The sequence below is a fragment of the Pseudomonas sp. OVF7 genome, assembly GCF_030644265.1.
In the GTDB taxonomy this organism is placed as follows: domain Bacteria; phylum Pseudomonadota; class Gammaproteobacteria; order Pseudomonadales; family Pseudomonadaceae; genus Aquipseudomonas; species Aquipseudomonas gorinensis.
In genome coordinates, this window is the sequence record NZ_CP128996.1 from 4,957,183 (window position 1) to 4,980,899 (window position 23,717).

At 61.4% G+C, this 23,717-nt stretch carries 20 protein-coding genes; 6 read left to right on the top strand and 14 right to left on the bottom strand.

Annotation, left to right across the window (positions count from 1 at the left end; all coding sequences use genetic code 11):
- The first annotated feature begins 16 nt into the window (after positions 1-16).
- Both QU606_RS22330 and tal read left to right on the top strand, forming a co-directional pair.
- Entirely contained in the window at positions 17-970 is a 954-nt protein-coding gene (locus tag QU606_RS22330) for a sugar-binding transcriptional regulator (protein WP_102625120.1), read from the top strand.
- A gap of 24 nt (positions 971-994) precedes the next feature.
- A complete protein-coding gene (gene tal, locus QU606_RS22335; RefSeq protein WP_024076082.1) occupies positions 995-1,918 on the top strand; it encodes a transaldolase in 924 nt (307 codons plus the stop codon).
- A gap of 10 nt (positions 1,919-1,928) precedes the next feature.
- Here the strand turns inward: tal and QU606_RS22340 are convergent, their stop codons facing one another.
- The 4 genes from QU606_RS22340 to QU606_RS22355 all read right to left on the bottom strand — a co-directional run bounded on the left by QU606_RS22340 (position 1,929) and on the right by QU606_RS22355 (position 6,364).
- Entirely contained in the window at positions 1,929-2,825 is an 897-nt protein-coding gene (locus tag QU606_RS22340; RefSeq protein WP_024076083.1) for a hypothetical protein, read from the bottom strand.
- Positions 2,822-3,517 carry a hypothetical protein gene (locus tag QU606_RS22345; protein ID WP_024076084.1) on the bottom strand — a complete coding sequence of 232 codons (696 nt, stop codon included), beginning with the start codon at positions 3,515-3,517 and terminating at the stop codon, positions 2,822-2,824. Before QU606_RS22345 ends, QU606_RS22340 begins: the two co-directional genes overlap by 4 nt.
- Before the next feature lie 158 nt (positions 3,518-3,675).
- Positions 3,676-4,866: a sugar transporter gene (locus QU606_RS22350; RefSeq protein WP_304997535.1), complete on the bottom strand. Its 1,191-nt coding sequence runs from the start codon at positions 4,864-4,866 to the stop codon at positions 3,676-3,678.
- 499 nt (positions 4,867-5,365) lie between these two features.
- On the bottom strand, positions 5,366-6,364 hold the full coding sequence (locus QU606_RS22355) for a bile acid:sodium symporter family protein (RefSeq protein ID WP_069076479.1): 999 nt from the start codon (positions 6,362-6,364) through the stop codon (positions 5,366-5,368).
- Between the two features lie 86 nt (positions 6,365-6,450).
- On the opposite strand from QU606_RS22355, the gene QU606_RS22360 reads away from it, so the two are divergent.
- Entirely contained in the window at positions 6,451-7,239 is a 789-nt protein-coding gene (locus QU606_RS22360; protein ID WP_024076087.1) for a helix-turn-helix domain-containing protein, read from the top strand.
- A 126-nt stretch (positions 7,240-7,365) separates the two neighbouring features.
- Here the strand turns inward: QU606_RS22360 and QU606_RS22365 are convergent, their stop codons facing one another.
- The gene (locus tag QU606_RS22365) at positions 7,366-8,379 is read right to left on the bottom strand and encodes an ABC transporter substrate-binding protein (protein WP_024076088.1); all 1,014 of its coding nucleotides are present in this window, start codon (positions 8,377-8,379) and stop codon (positions 7,366-7,368) included.
- A 165-nt stretch (positions 8,380-8,544) separates the two neighbouring features.
- On the opposite strand from QU606_RS22365, the gene QU606_RS22370 reads away from it, so the two are divergent.
- Together QU606_RS22370 and potE are read left to right on the top strand one after the other, a co-directional pair.
- Positions 8,545-8,976, top strand: coding sequence for a hypothetical protein (locus tag QU606_RS22370; protein ID WP_304997536.1), 432 nt, complete (start codon positions 8,545-8,547; stop codon positions 8,974-8,976).
- 164 nt (positions 8,977-9,140) lie between these two features.
- The gene (gene potE / locus QU606_RS22375) at positions 9,141-10,469 is read left to right on the top strand and encodes a putrescine-ornithine antiporter (protein ID WP_304997537.1); all 1,329 of its coding nucleotides are present in this window, start codon (positions 9,141-9,143) and stop codon (positions 10,467-10,469) included.
- A 705-nt stretch (positions 10,470-11,174) separates the two neighbouring features.
- On the opposite strand, the gene QU606_RS22380 is transcribed toward potE, so the two are convergent.
- The 6 genes from QU606_RS22380 to QU606_RS22405 form a co-directional block, all read right to left on the bottom strand.
- Positions 11,175-12,917, bottom strand: a complete 1,743-nt coding sequence (locus QU606_RS22380) for an ABC transporter substrate-binding protein (RefSeq protein WP_024076091.1) — start codon at positions 12,915-12,917, stop codon at positions 11,175-11,177.
- A gap of 163 nt (positions 12,918-13,080) precedes the next feature.
- Positions 13,081-13,353 carry a DUF2160 domain-containing protein gene (locus QU606_RS22385; protein WP_102625116.1) on the bottom strand — a complete coding sequence of 91 codons (273 nt, stop codon included), beginning with the start codon at positions 13,351-13,353 and terminating at the stop codon, positions 13,081-13,083.
- A 10-nt stretch (positions 13,354-13,363) separates the two neighbouring features.
- Positions 13,364-14,164 (bottom strand): carbohydrate ABC transporter permease, encoded by an 801-nt coding sequence (locus QU606_RS22390; protein WP_003174634.1) that lies wholly within the window; start codon positions 14,162-14,164, stop codon positions 13,364-13,366.
- Between the two features lie 10 nt (positions 14,165-14,174).
- The gene (locus QU606_RS22395; RefSeq protein ID WP_024076092.1) at positions 14,175-15,041 is read right to left on the bottom strand and encodes a carbohydrate ABC transporter permease; all 867 of its coding nucleotides are present in this window, start codon (positions 15,039-15,041) and stop codon (positions 14,175-14,177) included.
- A complete protein-coding gene (locus tag QU606_RS22400) occupies positions 15,038-16,135 on the bottom strand; it encodes an ABC transporter ATP-binding protein (RefSeq protein ID WP_024076093.1) in 1,098 nt (365 codons plus the stop codon). The genes QU606_RS22395 and QU606_RS22400 overlap by 4 nt, the downstream gene beginning before the upstream one ends.
- Positions 16,135-17,229, bottom strand: coding sequence for an ABC transporter ATP-binding protein (locus QU606_RS22405; RefSeq protein ID WP_024076094.1), 1,095 nt, complete (start codon positions 17,227-17,229; stop codon positions 16,135-16,137). Before QU606_RS22405 ends, QU606_RS22400 begins: the two co-directional genes overlap by 1 nt.
- A 459-nt stretch (positions 17,230-17,688) precedes the next feature.
- Here QU606_RS22405 and QU606_RS22410 point away from each other — a divergent pair, with 459 nt between their 5' ends.
- Complete coding sequence (locus QU606_RS22410; RefSeq protein ID WP_024076095.1) at positions 17,689-19,506, top strand: sigma-54-dependent Fis family transcriptional regulator; 1,818 nt, start codon at positions 17,689-17,691, stop codon at positions 19,504-19,506.
- Position 19,507: 1 nt separating this feature from the next.
- Here QU606_RS22410 and QU606_RS22415 read toward each other — a convergent pair whose 3' ends face one another.
- The 3 genes from QU606_RS22415 to QU606_RS22425 form a co-directional block, all read right to left on the bottom strand.
- Positions 19,508-20,440: a FecR family protein gene (locus QU606_RS22415; protein ID WP_102625114.1), complete on the bottom strand. Its 933-nt coding sequence runs from the start codon at positions 20,438-20,440 to the stop codon at positions 19,508-19,510.
- Entirely contained in the window at positions 20,437-20,979 is a 543-nt protein-coding gene (locus QU606_RS22420) for a sigma-70 family RNA polymerase sigma factor (protein WP_024076097.1), read from the bottom strand. The genes QU606_RS22415 and QU606_RS22420 overlap by 4 nt, the downstream gene beginning before the upstream one ends.
- A gap of 426 nt (positions 20,980-21,405) precedes the next feature.
- On the bottom strand, positions 21,406-23,523 hold the full coding sequence (locus tag QU606_RS22425; protein WP_304997538.1) for a TonB-dependent receptor domain-containing protein: 2,118 nt from the start codon (positions 23,521-23,523) through the stop codon (positions 21,406-21,408).
- Positions 23,524-23,717 lie beyond the last annotated feature (194 nt).

The following is a 23,717-nucleotide window of genomic DNA, read 5'->3' on the forward strand; positions in this document are numbered from 1 at the left end:
CACCACCGAGGCCTTCATGAGCCAGATCGAAGAACAGCGCCTGATCACCAAGATCGCGAGCCTCTATTACGAAGAAGGGCTCAAGCAGTCCGAGATTTCCGCACAGCTGGACCTGTCCCAATCCTTTATCAGCCGCGCCCTGCGCCGGGCGCTGCAAGAAGGCGTGGTCAAGATCACGGTCATGCGCCTGCAAGGCCTGCACCTGGAGCTGGAAACCCAATTGCAGCGCCGTTATGGCGTGCGCCGGGTGATCGTGGTGGAAGCCACCGAACCGGGCAACGATGAAAGCATCAAGCAGGCCATCGGCTCGGCCGCCGCTCATTACCTGGAGACCAGCCTGTCACCCCAGGACCATATCGGTATTTCGTCGTGGAGCAGCACCATTCGCGCCATGGTCGGCCATTTGCATGCACAACCGGGCAAGCAAGGCGCCCAGGAAGTGGTACAACTGTTGGGCGGCGTCGGCAACAAAGGCGCCTTCGAAGCCACCCTGCTGACCCAACGCCTGGCCACCCTGCTCAACTGCCCGGCGTTTTTGCTGCCGTCACAGAGCATCGAGCAATCGGTGGAAAGCAAACAGCGCATCATCGAAATGGAAGAGGTCAAGGAGGTGCTGCAACGCTTTGACAGCATCACCCTGGCGATTGTCGGCATCGGCGACCTGGAACCCTCGCAGCTGCTGCGCAACAGCGGCAACTACTACACCGAAGACATGCTGCGCCTGCTCGCCGAACGCGGTGCCGTCGGCGATATCTGCCTGCGCTACTTCGATGCCCAGGGCAAGCCGGTGCTGGAAGAAGATGAAGAATTCGTGGTGTCGGTAGCGCTGCCCAAACTGCGCTCGATCCACCGCGTGCTCGGCCTCGCCGGCGGGTTGAACAAGGTCCAGGCGATTCGTGGGGCGCTCAAGGGCGGCTACCTCGACATCCTGATCACCGACCTCGACACCGCCCTGGCGCTGAACCACTAACCCTCATTCTGGAGACTGCCGCTCATGACGTCCAAGCTCGAACAACTCAAGCAATTCACCACCGTGGTCTGTGACACCGGCGACCTGGAAGCCATCAGCCGCCTGCGCCCGGTCGACGCCACCACCAACCCTTCCCTGCTGCTCAAGGCCGCCGCCATCCCGGAATATGCCGAGCTGCTGCGCAGCGCAGTGGCCCATGCCAAGGGTGACGTGGGCCTGGCCTGCGACCACTTTGCAGTGGCGGTGGGTGCCGGCATTCTCAAGGTGATCCCCGGGCGCATCTCCACCGAAGTCGACGCACGCCTGTCCTTCGACGAAGACGCATTGTGGGCCAAGGCCAACCAGTTGATCGCCCTGTACGACCAGGCCGGTATCGGCCGCGACCGCGTGCTGATCAAACTGGCCTCCACCTGGGAAGGCATCCGCACCGCCGAGCGCCTGGAAAAAGCCGGGATCCAGACCAACCTGACCCTGTTGTTCTCCTTCGCCCAGGCCGTGGCCTGCGCCGATGCCGGCGTGTTCCTGATCTCACCATTCGTGGGCCGTATCTACGACTGGTACCGCAAGAACACCGGCCTGGACTACACCGGCGTTGATGATCCGGGCGTGCAGTCGGTGACGCGCATCTACAACTACTACAAGACCAATGAAATCAAGACCGTGGTGATGGGCGCCAGCTTCCGCACCCTCAGCCAGATCGAACAACTGGCTGGCTGCGACCGCCTGACCATCAGCCCGGACCTGCTGCAAAAGCTCGACGAAGACCAGGGCACCCTGGAACGCAAGCTGGTGCCAGGCACCGACGGCGAACCGCGCCAGCGGCTGACGCAGGCGCAATTTCGCTGGGCGTCGAATGAAGATGCAATGGCCACGGAAAAACTCGCGGAAGGTATCCGCCAGTTTGCCCGTGACCAGGAAAAGCTGGAGACCTTGCTCGGCGGGCTCTGAGCCCGCCCGGTCAGGGTGAAACCGCCTGCGCCGCGATGTTTTCGAATGGCATCGGTACCGACTTGATTGCGCCATCCAGGTTACGGTACCGGTGATACACACCGGCTGACGGCAACAGCCGACCGCGTTCAACCACACGGCGACCGTCCAGCACGTAACGCACCGTCTGCTCCCCTGCATCCACCCCCTCGCCCGCGCGCAGGTCTTGTGCAAGCACGCGCATGGTCTCGTCAATGCAGGCTTCGAGTTGCTCATTCACCTTGGCCCACTCCAGGTGGCCATCGTCGATGCATTGCGCACCACAGCTGCGAAACGGCTGCCCGACCACGTCAATGCGCCGTTGATACAGCACCGACCCGGCGATGTCCTGGACCTGTACCCGGTTGACCAGGGTAAAGCTGCCCCGGTCCGCGCTCAGCACCAGCTGCGGTTCGACCAGCACCAGCGCGCTGACCGGCCCCTGTGCCGCAGGCAGGCCAGCCGCCTGGCCGGTCTGTTGATAGCGTCGGGAAAAGGCCGCTTCCAGGTTTTGCTCACCGAGCAGCGTCGTCATCGGGCGTGCATCGTGTTCCGCACTATTGCGCGCATCGCGTTCGAGCACACCCGCGCCGGTCTGGGTATTAATGGCGCTGGCGATCAACAACCCCACCACGCCCCCGGCATTCACCGCGCTGCGGGTGACATTGTCACTGACTTGAGCGGCGTCCGCCGCGCGCTTGCTATCAATCACCATCGACGCGGTGACAAGGCCCTGCGCCGGCCACCGCACTTCGACCTTGGCGCCGTGGGCATTGATATAAGACAGCGCGGACGGTGTATTGAAGCCCGGTTCAGGCAGCGGATGCTGGGCGCACGCCCCCAGCATCAGGCCGCTGACAATGAGCAAGGCACTGCCCAGGACCTTCATTGGGCGAACGGAGTGATGACCAGTTGACGGCTGCTGTCCACGGCCTGGTAGTAGGCGTTCGACAAGTTGCTGAAGTTGGGTTGGTCCCACTCACCCTGCGCCGGCTGAGTCACGGCAAACGGCTTGTACCAGAGCAGGTGATTGTCACGCAGGTCGACCACCAGGCCGATACCGCCCACTTGCGGGGTCGGCACGCTGGTAGGCACCACGCTGTAGTAGGTGCGGTATGCGCCACTGGCGGTGTAGGAGATCAACAGCAGGCGATCCACGCCGTACTTGGCTTGCAATGGCGTCAGGTCACGGCCGAAGAAGCCTTCGCGGAATTTGGTTTCCTTGAACTTGGCGAGGTCGATCGACTCGTCCACGCGCTTGGCCTTGTAACCCTTGGCCACCAGCTTGGCGACGATTTCATCGGGAATACTTGCGGCGTCCTGCAGCTTCCAGGTACTGACGTGGGTGCTGAGTTTACTGTTGACACCCTTGTTGATCGCCAGGTCCAACAGCCCCTGATTGCCACCGAGCACCAGCTCCGAGGGCGGCAAGGCAGTCATGGCCACACCAATGGTCTGGCTCTTGTCGTTCCAGAACTGGGTGTCGAGTTCAACCGGCTTTTGGATATTGGCTGCGCAACCAAACAGGCCGGAGCAGATGAAAAACAGGGCGATACAGTTTCGGAACGTGCGAAATGCCACGGGAAAAGTCCTTTTAAAGAGTGGATTGCCGGCAGTGTCTGACGAGCAAATGCCATCACCATGCCATCATTGGCTGGGGATATTAAAAGCAGGAAAAAATGGCGTCAACTTAATAACAGTGTGGGTGTTCGAAGGCGACCAATGGTCGCCCGCGGCGATCAAGCCGGCGTCTGCGCTACACCCTGCCCAAAGCGCCTGATTGCCAGGCAATACCCGATCAACGCCACCGCTGCCAGCAACCCGCCCGCCGCGCCGATCCAGGCGAAGCCGAATTGGCTGCCGACCCAACTGCCCATCAGCGCGCCACCGCCAATACCAATGTTGTAGATACCGGAAAACATCGCCATGGCCACATCGGTGGCGTCCGGTGCCAACACCAGCACTTTCGACTGCATGGCCAGGCCGAAGCCCATGATCGCCATGCCCCAGAACACACTCAGGCCCACCAGGTACGACTGCGCACCACTCAATGGCAGCAACAGCGCCAGGCACGCCGCGAGCAGGAACACCGCACTGATCACGAACAGATGGGGATTGAAGCGGTGTACCAGGCTGAACAGCAGCGAACCGAGGATGCCCGCACCACCGAACACCAGCAGGAACAGGGTGACCACATTGCCGCTCAGGCCCGCGACGCCTTCAACGAAAGGTTCGATGTAGCTGTAGGCGGTGAATTGCGCAGTCACGGTCATGGCAGTGAGCACATACAGCGCCACCAGCGCCGGGCGCTTGAACAGCAGTGGCAGGCTGCGCAACGAGCCGGAGTTCTGGCTGGGCAACAGCGGCAAGGTGCGCGCCAGCCAGAACACCAGGGCGGCGGCGAAGGCGGCGATCACCAGGAACGTGGTGCGCCAACCCATGGCTTCACCGAGCAGGCGGCCCAGGGGAATGCCGAGGACCATCGCCAGGGACGTGCCGGTGGCCAGCAGGCCGAGGGCTTGCACCTGCTTGCCGGCGGGCGCCAGGCGCACGGCGAGGGAGGCGGTGATCGACCAGAACAGCGCATGGGACAAGGCAATGCCAATACGGCTGACCATCAACAGGCCGAAGCCGGTGGCCACGCTGGAGAGGATATGGCTGGCGATGAACAGGCAAAACAACACGATCAGCAACTTGCGCCGCTCGATATTGCGGGTCAGCAGCATCACCGGCAGTGACGTCACCGACACCACCCAAGCGTAGATGGTGAGCATCAGGCCAACGCTGGCAATCGGCATGTCGAAGCTGGCGCCGATGGCGCTGAGCAGCCCGACGGGGACGAATTCGGTGGTATTGAACACAAAGGCGGCCAGCGCCAGGGCGATGACCGGTTGCCAATTGGCTTGGGGGGTTGCGGCTGAAAGGCTCATTGAACGGTACGGCACTCTGGCGATGATCGAGCGGCCACCCAGGAGGAGCGCCGCCGCCCAGCATTCTATAGGTTTCTCGGGCGGCTGTTGACGCTGATCCCAGGCATTCGTCGTCCGATCCCTCATGGCGAGGCCAGGGCCATCACGTCAGCGAGCAACGCCATCGGCTTGCCGAGCTTGCCCCCCACGGGTAACGCGGGTGGTAATAACGCCCAGCGTGACAGGCCGCCTGGGCGCCGGCCAGCGATGCAGCGCGGTGCCCATTGAAGCGAGTGCCACGGCTGGCGGGGGACTCCCCGTCGCGTCAATCACCGCAGCACTGCGCGCATTTGTCGCACACCCTGTGCCCGGCCAGCGCGCGCCTGAACTCAAGCGGCCCTTGACCGACAACCTGAGCCGCCCTACAGCCGGGAAAGATTCCCCACCCACGACCCCATGTTGATGCACATGTCGACACGGCTGACCGAGCGGCTATTTTCGTCGGCGCCTGGTCATGGGATCACGGATCCACCTGCCCCATCATTTCCGGGATGCTTTCCGGCCGGTTGGCATAGCGCTGCGCCAACGCCGCACAGACCATCAACTGAATCTGATGGAACAGCATCAACGGCAGGATCAGCACCCCCATGGTCGCCCCGGCGAACAGCACCTGGGCCATCGGCACGCCCGTCGCCAGGCTCTTTTTCGAGCCGCAGAACAAGATGGTGATGCGGTCCTCCTGGTTAAAGCCGAACGCCTTGCCCAACACGGTGGACGCCAACAGCACCAGGCCCAGCAACACGCAGCAGGCCACCACCAGGCCGCCCAGTTCCCACAGCGGGATCTGGTGCCAGATACCTTCGTTGACCGCCTCGCTGAACGCCCCGTACACCACCAGCAGGATCGAGCCCTGGTCGACGAATTTCAGCCAAGCCTTGTTACGCCCCACCCATGCGCCGATCCAGCGCCGAGCGATCTGCCCGGCGATAAACGGCAGCAGCAGTTGCACACTGATCTTCAAGATCGCATCGAGCGTAGAGCCGCCTTCACCGTGGACATTCATCAACAGGGTCACCAGCAACGGCGTGAGGAAGATGCCGAACAGGCTCGACGCCGCCGCGCTGCAAATCGCCGCCGGGATATTGCCGCGGGCCAGGGAGGTGAAGGCAATCGCCGATTGCACGGTGGCCGGCAGCGCACAGAGGTAAAGCATGCCCATGTACAGGTCTTTGCCGATCAACGGCGACAACACCGGCTTGAGCGCCAGGCCCAGCAGTGGGAACAGCACGAAAGTCAGGCTGAATACCAGCAAGTGCAAGCGCCAGTGGCCCGCCCCGGCGACGATGGCCTGGCGCGACAGTTTGGCGCCATGCAGGAAAAACAGCAGCGCGATCGCCAGGTTGGTCACCCAGCCGAAGGCCACGGCGGTCTGGCCACTGGCGGGTAGCAGGGAGGCGAGGATCACCGTGGCGATCAGCGTCAATGTGAAGTTGTCAGGCAGAAAACGGGGGCGAGTCATAAGCAGGATCTTCCGGGGGTTGCCAAGAGCGTCACCGCGACTCTAACGTAACGCCTTGTTACCGACTAACGCCAATGAGCCAGTAAATGCCGCCTAAAGGACATGACAAAACCGTGCGCCGCAGCGTGCCCGGGCTTTCCAGCCTGCCACGGCCGGTGTATGGGCGTACCGAATCGCTGCCCAATCGCGCCCTCACCCGTCGGCACAGCCACCCGTGGGTGCAATTGTCCTACGCGATTTCCGGGGTGCTGGAGATCCAGACCAGCGCCGGCCGTTTCGTCGCGCCGCCTCAGCGCGCGGTGTGGATTCCGGCGGGCATGCCGCACCGGGTGTACAGCTCCCCCCACACCGAGATGCGCAGCCTCTACTTGGATTGCCGGGTCACCGCCTGGGCCGCCGAACGTTGCCAGGTGCTGGAGGTAAGCAGCCTGTTGCGTGAGCTGATTCGCAGCTTCAGCGCGTTGCCGGTGGAATACGCCGAGGACGGCCCCGATGGTCGCCTGGCCCAGGTGATACTGGATCAATTGGCGGCGGCGCCCCAAGTGGATTTGATGCTGCCATTGCCCCTCGACCCCAGGTTGCGCCAGATCTATCGCAGTTTGAACCTGCACCCGGAACAGCAGACGACATTGGGCGATTGGAGCGGGAAGCTGGGGGTCAGTGAAAAGACACTGAGCCGCTTGTTCGTGCGTGACACCGGCCTGACGTTTCGGGCCTGGCGCCAGCGTTTAAGGTTATTGAGCGCCCTGCCCGCCTTGGAGCAAGGCGAGCGGGTCACAGATGTGGCGTTGAGCTGTGGCTATGAGTCCACCTCGGCGTTTATCAACGCGTTTCGGCAGCAGTTCGATGCCACACCCGGTGAATTCTTCCGCTGACACTAATGTGGGAGGGGGCTTGCCCCCGATGGCAGTGGAACAGTCAGCTTATCTGTAGCTGACCCACCGCTATCGGGGCAAGCCCCCTCCCACAATGTTGACCGTACTTCCAATGGGGATCGACGTTCAGCTGCCGTTGCCGCCGTGGGCCTCTTCGAAGAAGTAGTCTTTCCAGCTCGCCGCCTTGTTTTTCAGCACGCCGAGCTCATGCAATTTCTCGGCATAAATATAGGTCCGCTGCGGCACGATGGTGAAGTCGATTTCCGGGTCCTGGACGATTTTCTCCACCAGGTCCAACGGCAGCTTGGATTGCTCGACGCGAATATACGCCTTGGCCGCCGCCGGTTTGTCAGCCTTGATGATCGTCTCCGCCTCCGCCAGGGCGTCATAGAACGCCTTGTAGGTCTTGGGGTTCTCGTCGTGGAATTTCTGCGTGGTGTAGAGCACGTTGAAGGTGGCCGGACCGCCAAGGATGTCGTAGGAACTGAGCACCTTGTGTACGTTGGGGTTCAACAGTTCCTGGTACTGGAACGGCGGGCTCGAGAAGTGCGAATTGATCTCCGAACCGCCGGCAATCAGCGCCGCCGTGGCGTCGGGATGGGCCAGGCTGATGGAGATGTCATCGAATTTCTTGTAGTGGGCGTCGCCGAACTGCTTGGCGGTTTCGATCTGCAAGGTGCGCGACTGGAAGCCCACGCCGGCGGCGGGCACGGCGATGCGGTCTTTCTCGGTGAAGTCCTTGAGGGTCTTAACCTTGGGGTTGTTGGACAGCAGGTAGTTGGGCATCGAACCAAGGGAGGCGATGGCCTTGACGTTCTGTTTGCCCTGGGTGCGGTCCCATAGGGTGAGCATCGGCGGCACACCGGCCGACACCACGTCCAGCGCGCCGGCCAGCAGCGATTCGTTCATGGCCGTAGCGCCGGAAATGCTGTTCCATTCCACCTGGATATCCAGGCCCTGTGCCTTGCCGTGTTTTTCGATCAGGTGCTGGTCGCGCACTACATCAAGGATCAGGTAACCGATGCCGAACTGCTGGGCGATACTGATCTTGCCTTCGGCCTGGGCGCCGGGGCTGAGTAACGCACCGGCGGCGGCCAGGGATGCGGCCAGGAGGGTCAGGGAGGAACGTTTGAAAGTCATGGAGGGCTGCCGCTTTTTCGAGGAGGTGATGAAGCCTAGCGGCGGTTTTTAAGAGCGCAAAAGAATATCGCGATCTATTGTTATGCAAATCATCCCCAAATCGGCGCCCGGCTGCTATTGTGCCGCGCTTTGAAAAGCCGCCTGATACCTGCGAGGAAATGGACGTTGAACACTGACGAAAAAATGACCGGGGACCTGTTCGAGGTGGATAAGCGCCTGTCACTCAAGCCCGTGGTGGACTTCAACGCCTACCTGCGCAGCGCATTTGGCGATGGCCCGTGCACCTGCGTACGGTGTGCGGCCAGTGGCGGCGATGAAAGCAGCTATGAACAGCAACACACGTTCACCTTCGACGCCAAGCCGACCCACCGTCGCTTTGCGTCCACGGCCGGCAGTGATGTGCTGTTGATGCTCAAGAAAGCCTGGTTGTCCTACACCAAGGCCGAGCTGCCGTTGAGTGGGGCGCTGGCAGTGGAGACGGTGAAGGAGTTTGTCGAACCGCCACTGCACAGGCGTTTGGTCCCGTTGTTCCTGGCCAGTGGCCTGGTCAAGGACCTGGAAGGTGAATGGCGCCTCCAGCCACAAGCGATGGCCTGATCCCGAGGCCCCGAACCACCGACCCAAGGGGGCGCCCCACCTGAGTCCATTGCAGTATGACAGGCGCGGAGGTTGACGCAGGCCAAAGGACGCGCCGAATGTGTCCAAGCCATGGCTCCCTCGCCACAACGACAGTGCTCGCTATTCAACCCCAAGGAATACCGATGTCCACACCCAGTAAAAAGATGAGCCTGCTGGGCCTGACCGCCCTGGTCGCGATCAATATGATGGGCTCGGGCATCATCATGTTGCCGGCCAGCATGGCGCAATTGGGGGCCATTTCGTTGCTGTCGTGGGGTGTCACGGCGGTCGGTTCGATGGCAATTGCCTACGGCTTTGCCCAATGCGGGCTTTTTTGTAAGCGCAGCGGCGGCATGTCGGCCTACACCGAAGAGGCCCACGGCAAGTCCGGGTTCTTCATGTGTTCGTTCCTGTATTTTCTCTCGCTGATCATCGCCAATGTGGCGATTGCGATTTCAGCGGTGGGTTATCTGTCAGCGTTTATCCCCTGGCTGGGCAGTGGGCCGATGCCGTTGTTTATCGGCAGCCTGGCGTTGATCTGGCTGACCACCGCGGCCAACTTCGGCGGCCCACGCATCACCGGGCGCATCGGCGTGGTGACGGTGTGGGGCGTGATCCTTCCGGTGGCGGGGCTGTGCGTGATCGGCTGGTTCTATTTCCGGGCCGAGGTGTTCACCGCGGCATGGAACCCGCACGGACGCTACCTGTGGGACGCCGTCAGCGCGAGTATTCCCCTGACCCTGTGGGCCTTCCTCGGCATGGAGTCGGCCGCCCAAGGCTATGACGCGGTCGAGAACCCCGAGCGCACCGTACCGCTGGCGTGCCTGCTGGGCACGCTGGGGGTCGCGGTGGTGTATGTGCTGTCGACGTCGGTGATCCAGGGCATCGTCCCCAACGCTGAGCTGGCGGCCTCCTCCGCGCCGTTTGCGCTGGTCTATGCGCAGATGTTCAGCCCCTGGGTGGGCAAGCTGATCATGGCGCTGGCGGTGGTGGCTTGCATCGGTTCGCTGCTGGGTTGGCAATTCACCCTGGCGCAGACGGCCAAGATGTCGGCGGACCAACGCCTGTTTCCACGCTTTTTCAGCCGGGTCACCCAGGCCAATGCGCCGGTGCTGGGGCTGCTGGCCTGTGCGACGTTGCAAAGCCTGATCGCCTTGTCGACCATCTCGCCCAGCGCCAGTGCGCAGTTCAGCAAGCTGGTGAACCTGGCGGTGGTGACCAACCTGGTGCCCTACGTGACCGCCCTCAGCGGCTTGCTGGTGATGATGCACAAGGCGCGCGCCAGTGCGACGGTACAGGCGCGGAACACGCTGGTGGTCGTAGTAGCCGTGGGGTATTCGCTGTATGCGATTTACGCATGCGGGGAAGCGCCGGTGTTTGGCGCGATGCTGGTGTTGGCGCTGGGGTATCTGTTGTATGGGTTTCTGGCCAAGCGGTTTGTTGGGGAACCAGCAGCTTCACCCGAGGCCTGACGATCCCCTGTGGGAGATGTCGAGCTTTAGCGAGGCTTCGAAGGCGGTGGTGCTGTTGGCAGGTGTGTTGGCTGACACTCCGCCATCGGGGGCAAGCCCCCTCCCACATTCTTACCGAGTACACCAGCCACAACACCGGTCGGCTCCAAGGCAGCAAAAGACGGAGCAAAAGCAGGCCGAGGTCTACGTGACCTGTGGAGATATCTGACCTGTGGAGATCCAATTGTGGGAGGGGGCTTGCCCCCGATGGCGCTAGGTCAGTTAACAACTAAGTGACTGACACTCCCTCATCGGGGGCAAGCCCCCTCCCACATTTGATCGCTGGTGGCAGGTAGAGAGCAGCCCGGCTGTAGATCTCACGGATATCGCCAATCCCCTGTGGGAGATGTCGAGCTTTAGCGAGGCTTCGAAGGCGGTGGTGCTGTTGGCAGGTGTGTTGGCTGACACACCGCCATCGGGGGCAAGCCCCCTCCCACATTCTTACCGAGTACACCAGCCACAACACCGGTCGGTTCCAGGGCCGCAAAAGCCAGAACAAAACCAGACCGAAATTTACCGGATATATGCAGATCCAAATGTGGGAGGGGCGGTGCGACGATTCGACTTGCCCCCGATGGCGCCGGGTCAGTTAACCAATAGGTGACTGACACGCCCTCATCGAGGGCAAGCCCCCTTCCACCGTTTTTACCGCGTGTTCCGGAATGATTATTTACGCGCGGCCTCCCATTGCTTGAGCAGGTCGCCGTAGGCCACGGTCTCGCCTTTAGGCTTCTCGTTGGCCAGTTTTGGTTTCGGCGCGCCCGGCTGGTCGAACCAGTATTGCGCGTCACGCTCAGGGTTCATTTTCGGCCCGCACACCGGCTGCACTTTGGAGCGTTCCAGGCGCGTCATGATCGCGTCTTGCTCCTTGGCCAGGTTATCCAGCGCCTGTTGCGGGGTTTTCTCGCCGCTGGCGGCGGCGGCGATGTTGCTCCACCACAGCTGCGCCAGGCGTGGGTAATCCGGCACGTTGGTGCCGGTCGGGGTCCATTCCACCCGGGCCGGGCTGCGGTAGAACTCCACCAGGCCACCGAGTTTCGGCGCCAGGTCGGTCATGGCCTGGGAGTTGATGTCGGATTCCCGAATCGGCGTCAGGCCGACGATGGTTTTCTTCAGCGACACGGTTTTCGAGGTCACGAACTGAGCATAGAGCCAGGCCGCAAGTTTCTGCTTCTCAGGCGTCGACTTGAGGAAGGTCCAGGAGCCCACGTCCTGATAGCCCTTCTTCATGCCCTTTTCCCAATACGGCCCGACCGGCGATGGCGCCATGCGCCATTTCGGCGTGCCGTCGGCGTTCACTACCGGCAGGCCCGGCTTGGTCATGTCGGCGGTAAACGCGGTGTACCAGAAGATCTGCTGGGCGATATTGCCCTGGGACGGCACCGGGCCGGACTCGGAGAAGGTCATGCCCGCCGCTTCCGGGGGGGCGTAGGCTTTCATCCAGTCCACGTATTTCTGCGTGGCAAACACGGCGGCCGGGCCGTTGGTATCGCCGCCACGGGTCACGCTGGAGCCCACCGGGTGGCAGTCCTCCACGCGAATGCCCCACTCATCCACCGGCAAGCCGTTGGGCAGGCCCTTGTCGCCGCCGCCGGCCATGGAGAACCAGGCATCGGTGAAGCGCCAGCCCAGGGACGGATCCTTCTTGCCATAGTCCATATGGCCATAGATGCGCTTGCCGTCGATTTCCTTGACGTCTTCGCTGAAGAACTTTGCGATGTCTTCATAGGCGGACCAGTTCACCGGCACGCCGAGGTCATAACCGTACTTCTCCTTGAACTTGGCTTTGAGTTCCGGACGCTCGAACCAGTCGGCGCGGAACCAATAGAGGTTGGCGAATTGCTGGTCGGGCAACTGGTAGATCTTGCCGTCCGGCGCAGTGGTGAAGGAGATGCCGATAAAGTCCTTGATATCCAGGGTCGGCGAGGTGAAGGCCTTGCCTTCGTTGGCCATCAGGTCGGTGATCGATTCGGTCTTGCCATAGCGAAAGTGCGTACCGATCAAGTCCGAGTCGTTGACCCAGCCGTCATAGATATTCTTGTCGGACTGCATCTGGGTTTGCAGCTTTTCCACCACGTCGCCTTCCTGCAGCAGGTCGTGGGTCAGCTTGATCCCGGTGATTTCACTGAAGGCCTTGGCCAGCACCTTGGACTCGTACTCATGGGTGGTGAGGGTTTCCGACACCACGTTGATCTTCATCCCACGGAACGGTTCCGAAGCCTTGATGAACCACTTGAGTTCCTCAAGCTGCTGGTCGGCCGTGAGGGTCGAGGGTTTGAACTCGCTGCCGATCCATTTTTTCGCCGCGTCTTCGTACGCATCGGCCCAGGCCGTGGCGCTCAAACCGCTGAGGGCCAGTACGGCGGCCAATGAAATGCTATGTCGCAGCTTATTGTTTTTATTCAACATAGAGACCTCCTGGTTAATTTCAAAAAGGACTACAAACGCCACAGCCCCCCTGTAGGAGCGAGCTTGCTCGCGAAAAACCCGACGACACCGCGTACATCCAGAATGCCCGCGTTATCGTTGGCGATTTTCGCGAGCAAGCTCGCTCCTACAAGGTGTCGAGGCACTAGCCCCAACGCATCACACTCAACAGCCATACCAGGGAGAGCGCGGACGCCACCCAGATGCTCCAGTCGGTTACGCCAATCACCAGCAGGTGCAGGTAGGCGCTTGCGAGAAGACCGATAAACAAGCGATCACCACGGGTGGTGCTGATCGGCAACAAACCGCGCCGAGGGATACTCGGCGAACGCAGTTCCCAGGTGGTCATGCCCGCCAGGATCAGGGCAATGCCGCCAAAGAACAGCGCCGTAGGGGTGGTCCAGGCCATCCATTCCATCATCGACTCCTCAGACCCGGCCCAGGGCAAAGCCCTTGGCCACGTGGTTGCGAACAAACCAGATCACCAGCATGCCCGGCAGGATGGTCAACACCCCCGCCGCCGCCAGCACGCCCCAATCGATCCCCGACGCCGACACCGTGCGCGTCATCACCGCCGCAATGGGCTTGGCGTTGACCGAAGTCAGGGTGCGCGCCAGCAGCAGTTCGACCCAGGAAAACATAAAGCAGAAAAACGCCGTGACGCCGATGCCGGAGCCGATCAGCGGGATAAAAATCTTCACGAAGAATTTGGGGAAACTGTAGCCATCGATGTAAGCGGTTTCGTCGATTTCCTTGGGCACGCCAGACATGAAGCCTTCGAGGATCCACACCGCCAACGGCACGTTGAACAGGCAGTGGGCCAAGGCCACGGCGATGTGCGTATCGAACAGGCCGATGGACGAATACAGCTGGAAAAATGGCAGCAAGAACACCGCGGGTGGCGCCATGCGGTTGGTCAGCAGCCAGAAGAACAGGTGCTTGTCACCCAGGAAGCGGTAACGCGAGAAAGCATAGGCCGCCGGCAACGCCACGCTCAGTGAAATCACCGTGTTCAGGCTCACGTAGTACAGCGAGTTGAGGTAACCGGTGTACCAGCTCGGGTCGGTAAAGATCACCTTGTAGTTGGCCAGGGTGAAGTCCTGCGGAAACAGCGTCAGCCCGCCGAGGATTTCGGTGTTGCTCTTGAAGGACATGTTCAACAGCCAGTAGATCGGCACCAGCAGGAACAGGATATAAATCAGCAGGGGGATGACTTTGCGCTTGCTCATGCTGGCGACCTCAGCGGTTGGCGTCGGAATGGGTCATGGCGGTGTAGAACAACCAGGACACCAACAGAATGATCAGGAAATACACCAGGGAAAACGCCGCGGCCGGGCCCAGGTCGAATTGGCCTACGGCCATCTGGGTCAGCGTCTGGCTGAGGAAGGTAGTGGCGTTACCCGGCCCGCCCCCCGTGAGGACAAAGGGCTCGGTGTAGATCATGAAACTGTCCATAAAGCGCAGCATCACCGCGATCAGCAGCACGCTTTTCATCTTCGGCAATTGGATATGTCGGAAAACCGCCCAGGCGGATGCGCGATCGATCCGCGCCGCCTGGTAGTACACATCAGGGATGGCCCGCAGCCCCGAATAGCACAGCAGCGCGACCAGCGACGTCCAGTGCCATACGTCCATCACCAGCACCGTGACCCAGGCGTCCAGGGTATTGGCCGCGTAGTTGTAGCTGATGCCCAGGGCATTGAGGCTGTAGCCGAGCAAACCAATATCGGCGCGGCCGAAAATCTGCCAAATGGTGCCGACCACGTTCCATGGGATCAGCAAGGGAATGGCCAGGATAATCAGCACCAACGACGACCAGCGGCCCTTGGTCGGCATGGTCAGGGCGATGGCGATGCCCAGGGGGATTTCGATCAGCAGCACGCAGGCCGAGTAGATGAACTGGCGCAACAGCGAGTCATGCAGGCGCGGATCGAGCAGCACCTGTTTATACCAGTCGGCGCCGACAAAGTAGCGGCTGGACTGGTCGAAGATGTCCTGCACCGAATAGTTGACCACGGTCATCATTGGGATCACCGCGCTGAACGCCACCAGCAGGAACACCGGCAACACCAGCCACCAGGCCTTGTTGTTCTGCACCTTGTTCATGGCAGCACCTCCAGCAGGTAGTCGTCGGCATACACCATCAGCCACTGCGCGGGAAAGCTGATGGACGCCCTGCCCTCCGGCACCGGTTTGTCTTCGGCCAGGCGCACTTTCAGGGTGGCGCCGTCGAGGTTGAGGGTCACGATCTTGTAGGTGCCGAGGTCTTCCACATGGGTGACGTCGGCCTGCAGGGCGTCAGGGTTGTGCTCATCCCACACATGGACAAATTCCGGGCGGATGCCGACCTGCAGCTTCGTGTAGTCCGTTTCGGAAATGCGCTGCTGCAAGGCCTCCGACAACGGCAGATACGTACCGGCAAAACGCACCCCGCCGGCTTCGGCCTGCACTTCGATCAGATTCATCCCTGGGCTGCCGATGAAATAGCCCACAAAGGTGTGGCTCGGCCGTTCGAACAGGTCCCGTGGCGTGCCGAACTGCACGATCTGGCCGCCGTACATCACCGCGATCTTGTCGGCAAAGGTCGACGCCTCCAGCTGGTCGTGGGTGACGTAGACCATGGTGATATTGAACTGCTCGTGGATCTGCTTGAGCTTGCGCCGCAGTTTCCATTTGAGGTGCGGGTCGATCACGGTCAGCGGTTCATCGAAGAGGATCGCCGATACGTCATCGCGCACCAGGCCACGGCCCATGGAGACTTTCTGCTTTTCGTCGGCAGTGAGGTTGCGCGCCTTTTTGCTCAGCAGGTTTTGCAGGTCGAGGACTTCGGCAATTTCCTGCACCTTGCTGTGAATTTTCGCCTCGGCCATACCCTGGTTTCGCAGGGGGAAAGCCAGGTTGTCGAACACCGTCATGGTGTCGTAGACCACCGGGAACTGGAACACCTGGGCGATGTTGCGTTTCTCCGGCGTCAGCTCGTTGACCACCTGTTGGTCGAACAACACCTGGCCTTCCGAGGGGCTGAGCAACCCGGAGATGATATTGAGCAGGGTCGATTTGCCGCAGCCCGACGGCCCGAGCAAGGCGTAGGCACCACCCTGCTCCCACACGTGGTTCATTGCCCGAATGGCGTAGTCCTCAGGACCGGCCGGCGTAGGGCTGTAGCTGTGCGCCAGGTTCTGCAAATGGATCTCGGCCATCAGGCAACCCTCGCGACACGGCGCCCGGGGGCCTGGACCAAACGGCCCTGGCCATCGAACACAAACAGTTTATGGGTGGGGATATACACGCGGATCGGCGCGTCGACGTCGTACTCATGCACGCCCGGCAGGTGCAGGACCAATAGGAAGTGTTCACTGCGCACATGCAGGAACGTTTCCGAACCGCTGATCTCGGCGACCTCCACGGTCACCGCCAACTCCAGGTCATCGTCGTTGCTCGGTACCAGGCTGATATGGCTGGGGCGCACACCAAAGCGGAACTCGCCTTCGCCGATGGGGCGCAGGTCGACATTCAACGGAAAGTGCACGAAATTGGCGAAGCTCACCTCGTTACCGCTGATACGCCCCGGCATCAGGTTGATCGGTGGTTCGGAAAACAGCTCGGCGGCCAGCACGGTTTGCGGCTGGTGATAGACCTCGGCGGCCCTGCCGCTCTGGATCACTCGGCCTTCATGAAGGATCGTGGTGGTGCCGCCCAGGGCCAACGCCTCGTTGGGCTCGGTGGTGGCGTAGATGGCAATGGTATGCCGCGCCTTGAACAGCTCGCGCATTTCCTGACGCAGCTCTTCACGCAGTTTGTAGTCCAGGTTCACCAACGGTTCATCGAACAGGATCAGTTCGGCGTCTTTGACCAGGGCGCGGGCCATGGCCGTGCGTTGCTGCTGGCCGCCAGACAGTTCCAAGGGGTGACGCTGGAGGAATTTCTCGATGCGCAGCATCCTGGCGGTTTCGAGCACCTTGCTCTGGATCAGCTCGTCGGACACACCGGCCTGGCGCAACGGCGAGGCGATGTTTTCGAATACGGTCATGGTCGGGTAGTTGATGAACTGCTGATACACCATCGACACGTTACGCAGACGCACCGGTTTGTGGGTGACATCCACGCCGTTCATCAGGATGCGGCCGCTGTCGGGCTTGTCCAGGCCGGCCATCAGGCGCATCAGGCTGGTCTTGCCGGACAGCGTGCGGCCCAGCAGGACGTTGAAGGAACCGGCTTCGAATCGCAGGTTGGCGTCGTCGATCCAGGTCTGGCCTTCGACAACGCGGGAGACATGTTCCAGGGTCAATGACATGACACGCCCTTTTTATTATTGGAATGAATCTGGCCAGTCCTCAGAGCGAGTTTCATGCCAAGACGGCAGGTGCTTGATTCACAAGGCAGTGGGCTGAACGTGATGTTCAGGAACGAACAAAAATGAACAGATCGGGCTGAACAATTGAACAATCCTGGGGTTGACAATGAACAGTTATGAACAACACTCTTTGAACCCGATGGAACGATCGACACAGGTCAAATGTGGGAGGGGGCTGCCAGTCAGTTAAGCGTACATGGCCTTCTGTAGGAGCGAGCTTGCTCGCGAAAAACCTCAACGATCACGCGTGTTTCCTGAATCAACGCGGCGCCTGTGAGTTCTTCGCGAGCAAGCTCGCTCCTACAAAAAAGCCTTAGAGCTTGCCCCGTCCCCCATTTTGTCCCCGTTGCATCGGGTAAATAGTGCAAGACCCCAAAACAATAAAAAGAAGGTCGCCCCATGGCCGAACCCTTGGCTCACGACACCTTAATCCAGGAATCCTGGCGCCGCTGCCGTGCGTACGGCCTGGACCACCAGAGCCCCCCCAGCTTCGACCAGCTCCCCGCCGAAGGCATCAGCCAGTTGCTGGAAAGCCAGCATTCCCTGGTACAGACCACTCATCAGGAAGTGCTGCCCTACTACGAGAACATCCTCAGCAACTCCAACTGCCTGATCATGCTGGCCGATAACCAGGGCCAGGTCCTGACTTCGTGGGGCACCCAGCGCTTTATCGAGCCCAAGCTGGCCCGCGGTTTCAGCGCTGGCGCCAGTTGGATGGAGCGCTCCAGCGGTACCAATGCCATCGGCACGGCGCTGGCCTGTGCCCAGGCGGTGCATATCGAGCACGATGAACACTTCTTGAAAGCCAACCGTTTCATGACCGGCTCCGCGGCGCCGATCTTCGATGCCCAGCGTGAAATCATCGCCGTGCTGGATGTGTCCAGCGACAGCTACCTGCCGCCCTCGCACACCCTGGGCATGGTCAAGATGATGAGCCAGACCGTGGAGAACCGGCTGATCCTCAACCTGTTTCGCGGCGAGCATTTTCAGCTGACCTTCAATACTGGCCTGAGCAACCTCGACAGCCAGTGGGCCGGCCTGCTGATCTTCGATGAAAGCGGCCAAGTGCTCTCGGCCAACCGCCGCGCCGACAACCTGCTGGGCATCAGCCTGTCGCGGGTGATGATCGACAGTTTGTTCCAGGTGTCGTTGCTGGAATTGCTCAATCAGCCGGAGGGGTTGCCGTTCTCGTTGCAGGCGGCGGGACGCAATCGCTTCCAATGCGTGTTGAAACGGCCCAAGCAAACGCCGGTGCAGGCGCGCGTGTTCAGCGAACCGATACCGCCCAAGCCCGTCGCGATGGGCCTCAAGACCTTGCATTTCGGTGAAGCCCGCGTGGAAAAAGCCGTACGCCAGGCCGAGCGGCTGCTGGAAAAAGATATCCCGCTGCTGATCCACGGTGAAACCGGGGTGGGCAAGGAGGTGTTCGTCAAAGCCCTGCACCAGGCCAGTTCGCGCAGCCGGCAGGCGTTTATCGCGGTGAATTGTGCAGCCATTCCGGCAGAGCTGGTGGAATCGGAACTGTTCGGCTATGAAAAAGGCGCGTTCACCGGCGCCAATCAGAAAGGCAGCATCGGCCTGATTCGCAAGGCCGACAAAGGCACGCTGTTTCTCGATGAAATCGGTGACATGCCCCTGCCGACCCAGGCGCGTCTACTTCGGGTATTGCAGGAACGTTGCGTGCAACCCGTGGGCAGCAGCGAGTTGTTCCCGGTGGACTTGCGCATCATCTCCGCCACCAACCGCGCACTGCGAGAGCTTGTGCAGGCCGGGCGTTTTCGTGAGGATTTGTACTACCGCATCGGTGGCCTGACCTTGGAACTACCGCCCCTGCGCGAGCGCACCGACAAGCGCGCGCTGTTCCAACAGCTATGGCAGCAGCATCGCGAGCCGACCCAGTGGGCCGGGCTCAGTCCCGAGGTGCTGGCGCTATTCGAGCAGCACCCTTGGCCGGGCAATTTACGCCAGGTCAGCAGCGTGTTGCAGGTGGCCCTGGCCATGGCCGAAGAACAGCCGATCCGCGCGGAGCATCTGCCGGACGATTTTTTTGTGGATTTGAACCTGACGGCACCGCTGCCGGCCACTGAATACCTGGATGAGACCCTCGACCTGAAGCAACGCCTGAAGGCAGCAGGCGGGAACATTTCCCACCTGGCACGGGAGCTGGGAGTCAGCCGCAACACCTTGTACAAGCGCCTGCGGCAGAACGAAGCCTGAGCTAGCGAGGTTTGACCACCACCAGCAAATCCGTGAAGTACTCCACCCGGATCGGCAGGTTGTCCGCCAGCGCTGAGAGCGCGGCTGCACTGTCGTCCAGCTTGAATACGCCAGACACTCGCACATCCCGCAGGGCCTGGGCATCGAAGCGCACCACCCCATGACGATAGCTGGCCAGGGTTTGCAGCACCTCGCCCAGCGGTTGGTCGTTGACCTTGAGCAGGCCGCGGGTCCAGGCGTCCGGGTCGGTGTTGGCGATGGCTTGCGCGGCCTGGGCATGGCCGTGGTCGAGGATCGAACGCTGGCCGGCAGCGACTTTCACGCTGTCTGCGCCCTCGCCTTTGACCGCCACGGTGGATTCGATCACCGTCACTACCGTCGTGCCGTCCGCTGCGCGCTTGACCATATAACGCGTACCCAGTGCGGTCGCCGTACCTTGATCGGTACGCACCACGAACGGCCGCTGCGCATCCTTGGCCACGTCCACCCATAACTCGCCCTGCAGCAATTCGATCACACGCTGGTGGCCGTCGAATTTCACGTCGACCGCCGAGTTGCTGTTGAGCTGCAATTGGCTGCCGTCTTCCAGGGCGATTTGACGGCGCTCACCGACACCGGTGCGTTGGTCGGCCATCCATACCGGCAAGTGCTCAAGGCCCAGCCAGCCACACAGCAATACGCCGAGCAAGCCCACCACCTGGGCACCGCGCGCGCGTTGCGGGGCGAATGCGCGGTTCAAGGCAATCCGCGCCGGTTGCGCCGGCAAGGTGTCGAGGCTGCCCCACAGGCTGCGCATGCGTTCGATGGCCACCGCGTGGCGAGGGTCGGCCTGGCACCAGGCATTGAAGGCTTGGCGGTCGGTGTCGCTGACATCTTCGTCGTGCAGGCGCGTCAGCCAGTTCGCAGCCTGCTGGATGATCTGCTCGGAACTCATGCCAATGGGTCTGCCGCATGCAGGCTGTGGTAGCAATGCACCAGCGCCGTGGAGATGTAGTTTTTGACGGTGCTGGGGGATACGTCCAGGCGGGTCGCGATCTCGTTGTAGGTCAGCCCATCGAGGCGGCTCAACAAGAAGGCTTCGCGCGCCTTGGCGGGCAAGCCGGCGAGCATCTCGGCGATGCGCTCCAGGGCTTGCAGCGCCACGTGGATCGCGGCCGGATCGGGCATGCCTGCCTCTTCGCACTGGATTCCCAGGGCCTCCATGTAGGCTTTTTCAATACGTCGGCGACGCGCGCCATCGATCAACAGGCGCCCCGCCGTTGTCGCAAGGAACGCACGGGGTTCCTTGATGTTTTGCGGCTCGGCCAGCATCAGTACGCGGATGAACGCGTCATGCGCCAGGTCGGCAGCGTGCTGGGAACAACCGAGTTTTTTGCGCAGCCAGCCATGCAGCCAGCCGTGGTGCTCGCTGTACATTGCCGTAAGGGTTTGCTGACGCACTGAATCGCCCAGCGCGGCCGGAATGTCATGCATGCGCAAAAACTTCTCAAATGGGAAATATTACCAATTGCGCAAACAATGCCAGTAAAACGATATCGGGGCAAGGGGGCTCACACTCTCTAAAAGCACCGCGAACCCAATGTGGGTGGCTGCACTAAGCGCGACGGGGACCTCTGTGGCGAGCGGGCTTGCCCCGCGTTGGGCTGCGCAGCAGCCCCAATAAGGCCACCGCGTTTATCCAGGCATATTGAATCGCCTGGTTTTGGGGCTGCTGCGCAGCCCAACGCGGGGCAAGCCCGCTCGCCACAACAAAGCCGCTTGCCACAACAAGCGAGCTCGCCACAACAAGCCCGCTCGCCACAAGAATGCGGTCGACTGGAATGGCTTATGCGAGGTTACAAACCGGGGACATCGTTTACATTTCTAACCGGGGCATGGGCCTCCCCCATGTTTGCCCTCTTAGCGCCAGTTCCATGACACCCCGGTATAGATGCCACGCCCGTCGCCCGGTGTGGATCGGGCCACGTCCAGGCCCTTGTCGTCGTAACCGGGCGTGACGGTGTTAGCGTAACGCCGGTTGGTGAGGTTGCGCAGGTCGACCCAGGCCTGCCAATCCTGCTTGGGCGCGTCATAGCCAACGGTGGCACCCAGCAAGGTATAGGCGGCGGCGGTGTAGGAATTGGCGTAGTCCACCGCCACCCGTGAGGAATGCTCGGTGTTGAGGCTGGTGTAGAAGCCGGTCGGATGGCTGTAGCGCAGTTGTGCCTGGTAATAGTGCTTGGGGATGCCCGGCAACGTGTTGTCGCCGAAGCGCTCATCGTCGCGGTAGTGGAAATCGCTGAAGGTATACGCCTGGCGCAGGGCGAGCGCGCCGTTGCGACCACCGTCCCACAACGGGCTGAGCAGGCTCAGTTCCACGCCCTGGTGCACGGTGGGGCTGGCATTGGACTCTGCGACGATGGCATTGCGGGTCGAGGTCTGCGCCTGGGTTTCCACGGTGAGCAGTTCGTGGCGCACTTCGGAACGGTACAGCGCCAGGTCCCACTGGCCGAACCCCGCTTCACCGCGCCCGCCGATTTCCAGGGTGGTGGCGGTCTGGTTCTTCAGATTCACGCCTTCGCGTTGCAAACCTGTGGCCGCACCACTGCCTGCGGGGAAGTATTTGTTCGACCCCCAGATCATCGACCAGGCATGGGGTGGCTCGACCGAGCGGCTCAGGTTGCCGTACACCTGCAATTGCGGGTTGAAGTCATAACGCAGGCCGATGCGTGGCGCGTAGTCCCAGTCATGTTGACTGAGCGGTGCCTGGCCTTCGGGATAGGTGACTTGGGTTTCGCGGCGAGTGTAGATCGCGGCAAGGCCAGTGGTCAGCCACAGGTCCGGGACCAGTTCCAGCTCGTTGCCGAGGTGCAGCACGGTGTCGGAGCCCAGGTAGCTGTAGTCGCGGGTCTTGGTGCCGGGGGCAAAGGTGGCCGTATTGCCAGCGGGCGTTCGCACGTATTCCGACGCACCATTGTTCGGCATCGCCTGGGTGGTGCGCAGGCCGAGGGTGGTGGTGCTGGCATGCCCGAACAGCGTGTCCTGGCGGATGTATTTCAGGGTGCTGCTGATATCGGTGTAGGCGACTTTCAGGCGATTGGTGCCTTCACGCAGGTCCATGGGGTAGTCGTGGTAGGCCAGGCCGACTTCGAGCCGCGAGGTATCGTCCAACTGCAGCGTGGTTTTGTTGGCGATCCAGGTGGAGCCGGGTTGCAGGCGCTTCGAATTGCGGGCAGCGTTAAGACTGTTGGCGGCACGCGGATCGTGGTTGATCTGGTCGCGCGTAAGCTTGCCGGGCGTCTCATTGGTGGTTTCGCGGTAACGGAAGTAAAAGCGCGTTTCCAGGTCCGGGTTGAAGCGATAGCCGAAATTGGCCGCGACCCCTTTGCCGCTGCCGGTGCTCTGGTGCTGGTAGCCGTCGGACTCTGAACCGGTGAGGCTGATGTAGTAGTCGGCGTCCCCCAGCACCTGGCCCGAGCTGATCTCACGCTGGCCATAACCGCGACTGCCCGCCTCATAGCGCACTTGCAACTTGGGCGCGTCGTAGCCGGTGCGGGTCACATAGTTGACTGAACCACCCAGCGCCAATGCGCCTTGATCGAACCCATTGGCGCCGCGCAGCACTTCGACACGGCTTTGCCACAGCGGGTCCTTGAGTTCATAGGGCGTACCGCCAGGCCCGGTGAGCGGCAAGCCGTCGAACATTTCATACAGCCCCGAGGCATGGGCACCCGGGCTGCGATTCAGGCCCGAGCCACGGATCGACAGCTTCACGCCTTCGTTATTGGCCGCCTTGGCGTACACCCCAGCCTGGTACTTGAACACGTCTTCATTGGTGCTCACCCGCCCCTGCTGCACGCTGTTCATGTCTATGTAGTTGGTGCCGCCAGGCACGCTCTTGAGCTGCGTCTGGGCCACTTCGCCCGCGCTGGCTTCGCTACTGGTGACTTCGACCGGAGCCAGTTGCAGTTCTTCGGCTTGCACCAGTGAAGTGAGGGTCAAGGCGGCAAACAGCAGCGGAGGTTGACGCAAAAGCATGGGGAGTCCTTTGAATTCGGGGGCGTGGAAGCCAGGGCCTGGCACGCGAACAGTGATGGGAAGGCAAACCGGTGCATCAGGTCACGCCTGATTAACGGACCAGAGCCTTCCCACAACAGCATCGGACGGGGATTATTTTTAAGTCCAAAATCGAATTAACAAATGCAAACTCAGTATTTATAGAAATAACCGGC